Below are 9,159 nucleotides of genomic sequence, written 5' to 3'. Positions count from 1 at the left end.
ATCCACGGCGACTTGATCTGTCCCGGCGGCCAACAGACCCGTATGCTACGCGCATAGATTTGGTGCGGACATGTCATTCCATCGCTGTCCTTCCTCTCGGAGCAGGATGCGCAGGCCCTCGTGGCTGATGTCGTCGACCACCCCCTAGGCGACCAGGAAGTCCGCCAACTTGGCCAGGCTCCGGGTCGAGAACGGCAGGTCATGCTCGGTCGGCTTGGACTTCGCCATCTTCTTGATCTCGCGGCGCTCGGGCAGCGTGAACGTCTTCGGGCGGCCGCCCAGGTACTTCGGATACAGCGATCTGAAGCCGTCGGCGTTGAAGTTGTGGATCACATCGCGGACCCGGTCATCGCTGGTGAACGACACCTCCGCGATCCTTGTCACCGGCATAGCCTGAGCAGACAGCAACACCATCTGGGCTCGCCGCCAGGTCACTACCGACCCGGTACCTCTGCGGATGATCCGCAGCAGCCGCCGGCCCTCATCGTCATCGATCTCACGGACGCGTACTCGTTCTGCCACTGCCCGAGAGTAGGAGACGGCCGACACCCAAAAGCCTCACTCGGACGGGTTGTCCTGTGCCAGGAGTGCCGCCTCCAGCCGGGCGATATCCTCGGCGTCCTTGGTCCGTCGAGGCCGTGAGGGATCCCAGATCGGCATCATCCGCTTGATCTCGATCTGAGCCTGCGGACTGACGATTGGACATGGCAGCCCACCCATGCGACCTGGCCCGGCATCGAGCATTCCCTCGGGCCAGGGGGCACCGGCCCATGGGCCTCCGGCGACCACCACACGGCCGGCCGTATCCCGGTCCAGGAGCGTGAAGCTGTGGTCCAGTCCGTCCTTGGCGAAATCGAGCTGCAGGTCAGGTGGCGGTCCTGGGACCGGTTGATAGCCGCGCGACAGCAAGCCTTCCGCCAGGACCCCGGCATCGTCTGCCCACGCGAACCAGTCGATATCCCCATGATCTCGCGTGACCTCGCCGAGGAAAAAGTCCATGGCCCATCCGCCGCGAAGCCACACCTCGACCTCAAGAACTCCGGCAAGCTGCACGGTCTCAGCGATCAGGCGAAGCTGTTGATCAGCACGTCCCATGTCCACAGCCAGGCAGGCTACGCGGCAACCGCTCAGCCCAGCACCTTATTTGTCTCCCACAGGGCGAACGTTGCCTGATGCGGCACTTGCCACAAGCGGCCTCCTTCCCTGGCCGGGACCAGTGAGGTCAGCTAATCGCCGACGTCGTCCGGGCGAGGTCCACCTCCCCGGCCTCCACCAGCGCCCGGCGCAGCTGCTCGGTGGTGCCGAGTGTTCGGAGGCGGGTTGGGCCTCGGCGGCCAAGAGCAGGGTCCAGGCGTGCGCGCGGACCTCGATGTCGTGCCAGGGGGGAGAGCGGAACGGGTGAGCAGGTGCGCAGCCAGGAGCAGGGCGTCGTTGTCGCGCGGGGGTCTCTATGTCCTTCGCCAAGGATGTGGTGCCTGGTGTGTGGGTGTTTGGGGTGGTCATGCGGCGAGGGTGACGGTAGGGATGCGGGACTCGTAGAAGGTGCCGTCGCGGAGCATGGCGCACAGGACGCTGGTGCGTTGGCGGGCAAAACTCGACGGCTTCGTCGTGGGGGCGAGGCCGGCGTAGGAGGCGAGGTGGGCGGCGCTGGGAAAGGCGGCCCCGACGCCGCACGCGCCCGAGCCAACGACTACAGGTCGAGGCGCGGGCAGGGGCCGGACCTGCTGAACGGGTACCGGGCCGTCGTCCCCGAGATCGCCGAGGACGGGCGGGTCGAGGTGACCTGGCGGACCCGCGAGCGCGGGCAGGACGACGCGTACGTGTCCGCGTGGCTGACGCCCGACCAGATCGCGGGCGGGGCCCTGTCGCTGGGGTACGCGATGACCATCGCGGCCTCGCAGAGCATGACGTGCGACACCTCCCTGCTGTACGGGCACGGTGCGAACGCCTTCGCCGCGCACCCCGGGCTGACGAGGGGCAAGAAGGAGAAGCACCTCTGGCTGCCGCTCGCGGTAATCGAGTCGGAGGAGACCCCCTGGGCGCGGCTCGGTACGGCCCGTACGGAGGAGGAGCGCCTGGAGCGCGCCGTCGACGCCTACGCCCGGTTCCTCGGGCAGTCGAGGCCGGACTCGATGGTCAGCGACCTGTTCCACGAGCCGCCCGCCCCGGCCCTGGTGGTCGTCGTACCGTCGCCGACGCGCCCCCGGGCCGTCAGCACCGCAGCAGCCCGCGCACGCTCGCCACGGCGAACAAGGCGCGGGAGGACCGTCGCCGATGACGCCCGCACCGGGAAGGCCCTCCGGCAGCGGATCGCCCAGCAGCACCCGGAGCTCCACCACGCCGAGACCCGGGCACGCGCCGAAGTTCAGCAGGCCCAGGAGGCGCAGACCGCCCGTATCGAGCAGCAGAACCGGCGGTACCAACCGCCCGCGCCGTCAACCTGCCCCACCTGCGCAGTCTCACCAACGGCCTCGAAATCGACCGGGCCGCCGTCGCCGCTGGCCTCACCCTGCCCTATCACAACGGCCGCACCGGGGGCGTCAACACCCGGACCAAGAGGATCATGAGACAGATGCACGGACGCGCCGGATTCGACCTCCTCCGTCACCGCATCCTCCTACCCTGACCGCTACCCGGGGTAACCACCGACTACGGGCCAGAGGCGAACATTTTACAGTCCCGGTCCTGGTCGGCGGGCGGCTCGGCGAGCGGAGAGAGCTCGACGGTGCCGGGGCCGGCGAGGAACGCTGCGTGTGCGGCCAGCGCCTCGTGCTCGATGTCGTCGTCGATCCGCACCCACTCGACCTGGTCGGGACGTCACCTTCTGCGCGGGTGAAGAGTGAGGCATCGATGGCCACCGCCTTCGGTGAGGGCGGAGCTGGGCGCCGAAGCCGTTGAGGCTGTCGAGTGGCAACCGAGTCCGAAAGGTACCTACTTGACATGGCGTCCACTGTCAGCCCCGTTGCCGACCCAACCACGTGATTGACGCAACGTTTAACGAGGTTCGCCCTCCGTGTTGCATTGCCCCACCCGGCATTCGACCGCAGCTGCTTTCGGTCAACTCCCCCGTTCGTCTCCGAACATTCGTTCCATCTACCTACAGTGCCCGTGCACCTAGCCGATCAAGAAGGGGTGTGTAGTTCGTGCATTCACGAATAGACCGTTCACGCGGGAGAACGAGAGGCCGACTCGCTGTCGGGGCCGCCTTGCTGCTGATCGCCGAAGTCGCGCTCGCAGCGGGGACGGCAGGCGCCGCCACAGCCACGACAGCGAAGGGCTCCGCGGGGGCCGAGGGGCAGCCCCTCGCCGCCGCTCAGACGGCGAAGTACCCCACCGGTTCCAAAGGCTGGGCTGTTGCCGAGGCCAAGAGAACCGGGAAGAAGGTGGCCGCCACAGATGAGACCACCGCAACTTCCCACACCGTCGCCAACGCCAACGGGACGCTGACCACCGAGCTCACCTCCGGCCCGGAGCGGGTGTGGCGCAAGGGCAAGTGGCGGAAGGTCGACGTCACCCTCACCAAAGATCCCGATGGCACCGTCCGCTCGAAGGAGCACCCCCACGGCCTGCATCTGGCCGGCAAGGGCGGCACCAAAGCGAAGTCCCTCAAGGCAGCACAGAACTCTCCGGCACGGGACCTCGTCACGCTGGGAAGCGGTGACAGCAGCGTCACCCTCCAATGGAAGGGCGCCCTGCCCGAGCCTGAACTCAACGGAACACGCGCCCGCTACCACGACGCCGTCCCCGGCGCCGACGTCATCGTGGAAGCGACCCGCACGGGCTTCGAGCAGTTCGTAGAACTGGCGGAGAAGCCTGCCGCCGCCGACTTCACCTACACCCTGCCCTTACTTGCGGAAGGGATGAAGGCGAAGGCGAACAAGGACGGCTCAGTCACCTTCACCGACTCCGAGACCGGTGACGTCCGCGCCACCATGCCTGCTCCGGTGATGTGGGATGCCGCCACTGATGCACGTTCGGGTGAGCACACCAACCGCGCCCGCGTCGACATGCAGGTCCGGGACAAGGGAGAAGGGCAGATCGACCTTGTCGTCGCCCCCGACCCGGGCTTCCTCACCGACCCGGCCACGCAGTACCCGGTCACGGTGGACCCCTCCACCTCTGCGCTTGCGAACACTTTCGACACCTATGTCCAGCAAGGTGAGACGGTCGACTGGTCCTCCGATGTGGAGCTCGACTTCGGCAACCCTGGCACCACGAATCCCAACGGGACACCGCGCACCGCGCGATCCTTCATCACCTGGAATACCAGTGCTTTTCAGGACGCGTTGATCATCGACACGAACCTGGCGCTGTGGAACTTCCACTCGGGGAACACCGACTGCTCGGCTCAGAGCTGGACCATCGGAAACACCAGCGCGTCGTCGACGTCGTCGCGGTGGACCAACCAGCCGACCTGGACCCAGTACCACTCCTCCACGCAGACACGTGGTAACCCCGGCTGCACCAGTGCTCAGCCCGACGGGTGGATCAACGCCGACGTCGACACGCTGGTGCAGACCTGGGCCTCCGCCAAGGCGACCCGCGGCCACATGGGCCTGCGCGCGGCCAACGACGGCACCGCAGCCTGGAAGCGTGTCAACTCCGCGAACAACGCGACCAACCAGCCCAAGCTCAGCGTCACCTACAACTACCGGCCGCTGGACGGCACAGCCCAGCAAGCAGGACCGCCCTTCCGGTCGCACAACGATGTGTGGGGCGTCAACACCCTCACCCCGACGCTGAGGGACAAGTTCGAGGACGCGGACGGCGACCTGGTGAGCGGCACCTTCCAGGTCTACGACGCGGAGACCAACACGCCGATCAGCACGCCGGCCGGAGAAGGACTGCTCGTTTCCGCCTCCGTGGCCCCCGGCTCGTGGGCCACGGTGCAGGTCCCCGCCGGACAGCTCGTGGACGGCAAGATGTACAAATTCCGCACCAACGCCTACGACGGCACCCACTACAACCTCAACTGGTCCCCGTGGCGCACATTCGTCGTCGAAACCGCCGCCGCGGGTAAGCCCACCAACCTGCAGTCGGGCGATTTCTACAGCATCTCCGACCCGAAGATTGTCAAAGACCCCACGAAGGTCCAGGAAATCCAGGACGTCTTCAAGCGGGACGGCAACCTCGAAGCCCTCGGCATCAAGCCCACCAACGGACCTTCCGCTCTCAAGACCGAGGCCCCCAGGAGCACACGGGCGGCATGGGAGCGGACCTACACCACACCGTCCACCAAGTTCGCCGGCGGAAGGAAGCCCGCCGACCAGTATGAGTACATCAAGGACCCTGCCGAGTGCACCGCGGCCGACGACGCCGACAACGCGGCAGGCTGGATCAAGAACCGGTTCTCCTACTGCCAGGACACACTGGTCCTGATGCCCGCCATCAAGTGCGGCCTGTGGCCCCCGGGCTGCTACCTACACGGCGAGTTCATCGCCACGCAAACCCTCATCGGCCAGGGCAAGATCGGCTCGTTCGACGACAGCGAATACACCCGCTGGGCCGACTTCGACCTGAACCTCGACGTCCACTGGATCGGCGGCGACTTCGGCAAGCCCGGCGCGAAGATCGAAGCGAGCCTTCCGTGCGAAGGCACCTGGGCCCCGGGCAACCCCACCGCGGTACAGGAAAGGGCCTGCTACTTCGGGGTCTACGAAGGCCGTGAGGACTCGCCCACCGGCTGGAGAACTGACGGCGACACCAAGCTCGACCTGTGGTCCACCACCCCCACGCTTCCCAACGTCGCCGTCGGTGACCAAGTGGCAGTCGGCAAGTTCACGCCGAAGCTGGAATTCACCCTGCCTGGCTACAGCCAGCTCATCTCCTCAGAGGGCGAAGAGGGCGAGGTCCGCTTCGACAGCGCGGCCTACAACCCGTGGGCCAAGACCGGCTCAGTCTTTCCTGATGCCACCCCGTCGCTGCGCTACGACAAGAGCGACACCAGCGACGCTGGTCTGCCCACCCCCTACACTGGTGTCGAGGCGGTGGCCCGCCACATCGACGAGGCTCGCAAGGACCCGGACGCCAGCTACCCCAAGAAGACCGGGAAGAACCTGCCTGGCGAAAGCCCGCTGCATCCGCTCCACCGCATTACCGCGTCCGCTAATGCCGCCTCCAAGCAGCGCTACGACGCGAACGAAACGGTCCGCAAACTCGACTGCAACGCGAGCACCCCCGGAGCCCCGGCGGCAGGCAAGGACTGCGACGAATACCCGTTTCGCTCGTCAGCTGAAGGCGCTGCCCGCTACCAGTACGAAGGCGACGAGTTCAAGGACGATTTCTCCGTCCGCTACATCGACCCGAAGGAAAACCAAGAGGCAGGTGCCCGCCTGGGCGCCTGGTATCACAGTGACCGGATCCTCAACTGGGAAGCCTTCACCGTCACCATCGGCGACTGACACTCCTGCAGTGATGCTCCGGTAGACAGAAGCAGGGCCGCCCCCTTCGGGGGCGGCCCTGCGGTCCCTGGGACGCGGTTCAGCAGGTGGCAGTCCGCCAGATCTGCACCAAGCAGAACTGGTCCTCCCCGCCCAGAGCGGCTTCATGACCACCAGGTGTGGCCAGCACATCGGAAAAGCCCTCCAGCGGAGAGGTAAAAGGACCCCCGTCCGGGTTGAACACCCACTGCCACCTCATCCGGTACTTGCCTGGCGAAGGCAACACCAGCGGAAGAATCTCCAGTACCCCGGAGTCGAGGGTTTGCAGCTGCAGCTCACCCTCGGGAAGGTCCACCTCGATCTCCTCGTGCCCCGCCCACTGACCAGAGGGCTGTGCTGGTGTACCGGTCCACGACTCAAGACGTATCACCGTCGTGCTCACCTCCGAGGGAACCTGCAAATACACCAGCCCCGGCCCCGGAAGCAGCCACTTCGATCGGTCCACATCAGCATCGAACGTTTCAGCCCCCATGGCCGTATCAACCAGCCCGAACAGCCGATAGCTCGCCGACACCGTCGTATCGCATGAATCTAGCAACCTACCCATCAAGCACCTCGCAAGCCGGGGGAAACACCGCTCAAATGCGGCGCCGCCACCGACTGTAAATCAGTCCACTCCGAACCCTCTGGTCAGCTCACTGAACCGCACCCCGGGAATCTGCGGGCCCGGTCCCGCATTCTCGGTGGCGAGATTCACCAGCCACTCTTCGTACGCGGCCACGTAATCATCAGCCACCGTCCAGGCCTTCGTGAGCGCTTCCGCGCTCGGCTCGCCGTGGTCGGTCCCGAGGCGCCCTCTCAAACCTCCGCAGGTCTGGAGCCGATGACAGTGGCCCCAGACCCGGCGGTTTGCCAGGCGCACACGCCGCCCGCTGTCGGCGGCCCCCACTACCTTGGGACGGGAAGGAAAGCTCCGAGGATCACCAGGGTGATGTGATGCAGGTCACTCGGGCCTGGCGAAGATTCTTTGTCGGAACGCCCGGATGCCGTCACCGGAGAGCAGGAAAAGAACTTCTGGCCCAAGGAGGCACTCGTGCCCACGTTCCGCTCTCTTGACGTCTTCCCCCCTTCCGCCGACTGTGGACCATCCTGGCCGCCAGTTCTGCGGTACTGCCCCAGATCACTGGCGCGGGGTCCCTGCTCACTTCCCTGCACGCCGCACGGGCGGCCACCTCGAACCTCACCGGCTTCTCGTCGACGGTCAACGTCCCGCCTCGGTCATGAAGATCCTGCCTTCGGTGAAGGATCCCCTTCTCCCGTTGCCGGACATCATGGGCGGCCGGATGAGCAAGCTCGACTCCCTGCTCCCCGGCCTCTGCCCCGGCGACTCGATCGCCTTCAGGAAGACGCTCGTCGGCAGGAGCGCCACTGCCTCGGCGCTGGACGCCTTCTCGAAGACGTTGGCCGGCTTCAACGGTCCGGCGCCGACGAAGGCGTTCGGCCTCTCGATGCCCTCCAAGTCGGCGCTGTTCGGCATGGCGCCCGCCCGGGCGGGTGCGAAATCCATCATCGATCTCGGCCTCACCTCGCCTCCCCGGCAGCTGTTCCGGTTCGACCTGGCCGACGGGCCCATGGCTGCACTGCGGGGCAGCGCCTTGGCCGGCATGCCCCGCGCCAAGGCACTGCCGTGGGGCATGCCGGAGGACTGGCTGCACCCGCTGCGGTCGATCAACCGGCTGCTCGATCGGCTCGGGGCACCGATCGTCTGGAGGGCCCGGGCGGCGCTGAACTCCTACCAGCAGGGCGACCCCGAGCCGATGCGGGAGTTCCTGCACGACTGCCTTCGGCTCCGGCCGGCCACCGAGGACCACGCCCAGGCCCTCGCCTTCGCGCTCCTCCTGCGCGAGTGGGAGAACCACGTGGACCTCCAGGACACCGACGCGGTACGCCTCGCTCTGCGCGCATGCGCGCGGGAGGGCAACGACCTGGACAGCGACCACCAGGTGATGGTGCGCAGTGTCGTACACCTGCCGGCGGAGATCGATCTGCGGTCCCCGGAGCCGGGACCGGAAGACGTGGCGACCTCAGCGGCAACACCCTGGGCCGACCGTTTCGACAACCAACATGTCCGCTACGCGACGAAGCGGCTCAAGAACAACGAACAACGAGTGGCGCGGGCCTGGGCCGAGAACAGCGAACTCAACTGGCGTCAGGCCCCCCTCGTAGTGGACATGGACGTCGAGATGGGCAGCCGTGTACGACGCAAGCTTCTCCGCGCGGGCGGCGAGATCGTGCGCCGAACCGAGGCACAGATCCTCGGAGAGAGCTGATGGCAAGGCACGACAGGTCTCAAGAACCGCTGCTGAGACTGCGTTCCGCAGTCGTGTTCCTGATCGGCATCCAGACCGCCGCGGCAGCAGGCATCCTCACCTTCGCCGCCAGCAGCCCGTTGCCCACCTCTGCGCTGGCCGCCGGAGCCGCCTTCGGAGCCACGGTCGCCTTCACCCGGTCCGTGATCGGCTGACCCTGTGTGCCCCTTCGCGGCAGGGGCACACAGGTCCGGTGGGGAGCACCTCGTCCGCGATACGCGGGACGGGAAGCGCGGAAGCCAGCACTTCTTCGCAGAAAGCCGGGACAGGAGGCCGCTTGGACCGGAAGAATCTTGATCGCACCGCCGACTAGCTTGATCTTTAACGTGCGATGTCGAACGGTGTGTCGTACTTGATCACTCGGTTCGGGAACCGCCGTACGCGGAAGCGGCCTTCGTCTGAACATGTGC

General features: G+C 66.6%; 6 protein-coding genes and 3 pseudogenes. 4 read left to right on the top strand and 5 right to left on the bottom strand.

Annotated elements, in window-relative coordinates; translation table 11 throughout:
• Nucleotides 1-147: 147 nt before the first annotated feature.
• From CR470_RS41185 to CR470_RS38900, 3 genes and pseudogenes are all read right to left on the bottom strand, one after another.
• A pseudogene (locus tag CR470_RS41185) lies at nucleotides 148-522 on the bottom strand (helix-turn-helix domain-containing protein); the annotation flags it as partial.
• A 36-nt stretch (nucleotides 523-558) separates the two neighbouring features.
• Complete coding sequence (locus CR470_RS32550) at nucleotides 559-1,095, bottom strand: nucleotidyltransferase domain-containing protein (RefSeq protein ID WP_097871060.1); 537 nt, start codon at nucleotides 1,093-1,095, stop codon at nucleotides 559-561.
• Between the two features lie 404 nt (nucleotides 1,096-1,499).
• Nucleotides 1,500-1,733: pseudogene (locus CR470_RS38900) on the bottom strand (hypothetical protein); the annotation flags it as partial.
• Nucleotides 1,734-2,428: 695 nt separating this feature from the next.
• On the opposite strand from CR470_RS38900, the pseudogene CR470_RS32545 reads away from it, so the two are divergent.
• Nucleotides 2,429-2,626, top strand: a pseudogene (locus tag CR470_RS32545) (ISL3 family transposase); the annotation flags it as partial.
• A gap of 23 nt (nucleotides 2,627-2,649) precedes the next feature.
• On the opposite strand, the gene CR470_RS39875 reads toward CR470_RS32545, so the two are convergent.
• A complete protein-coding gene (locus CR470_RS39875; RefSeq protein WP_179892447.1) occupies nucleotides 2,650-2,796 on the bottom strand; it encodes a hypothetical protein in 147 nt (48 codons plus the stop codon).
• 410 nt (nucleotides 2,797-3,206) lie between these two features.
• Here CR470_RS39875 and CR470_RS41180 point away from each other — a divergent pair, with 410 nt between their 5' ends.
• A complete protein-coding gene (locus CR470_RS41180) occupies nucleotides 3,207-6,401 on the top strand; it encodes a DNRLRE domain-containing protein (RefSeq protein ID WP_097871058.1) in 3,195 nt (1,064 codons plus the stop codon).
• A gap of 79 nt (nucleotides 6,402-6,480) precedes the next feature.
• Here CR470_RS41180 and CR470_RS32535 read toward each other — a convergent pair whose 3' ends face one another.
• Nucleotides 6,481-6,954: a hypothetical protein gene (locus CR470_RS32535; RefSeq protein ID WP_257138991.1), complete on the bottom strand. Its 474-nt coding sequence runs from the start codon at nucleotides 6,952-6,954 to the stop codon at nucleotides 6,481-6,483.
• A 724-nt stretch (nucleotides 6,955-7,678) separates the two neighbouring features.
• On the opposite strand from CR470_RS32535, the gene CR470_RS32525 reads away from it, so the two are divergent.
• Entirely contained in the window at nucleotides 7,679-8,710 is a 1,032-nt protein-coding gene (locus CR470_RS32525) for a hypothetical protein (protein ID WP_143663921.1), read from the top strand.
• A complete protein-coding gene (locus tag CR470_RS32520; RefSeq protein ID WP_257138990.1) occupies nucleotides 8,710-8,904 on the top strand; it encodes a hypothetical protein in 195 nt (64 codons plus the stop codon). The genes CR470_RS32525 and CR470_RS32520 overlap by 1 nt, the downstream gene beginning before the upstream one ends.
• Nucleotides 8,905-9,159 lie beyond the last annotated feature (255 nt).

The sequence above is a fragment of the Streptomyces sp. rh34 genome (genome assembly GCF_002551245.1).
Classification (GTDB): domain Bacteria; phylum Actinomycetota; class Actinomycetes; order Streptomycetales; family Streptomycetaceae; genus Streptomyces.
The sequence above is the reverse complement of the archived record's forward strand: the minus strand, read 5'-3'. Positions and strand labels throughout refer to the sequence as shown.

Coding starts and splice junctions, on each gene's coding strand:
- CR470_RS32520 (WP_257138990.1), top strand. CDS start 8,710: ATGGCAAGGCACGACAGGTCTCAAGAACCGCTGCTGAGACTGCGTTCC.
- CR470_RS32550 (WP_097871060.1), bottom strand. CDS start 1,095: ATGGGACGTGCTGATCAACAGCTTCGCCTGATCGCTGAGACCGTGCAG.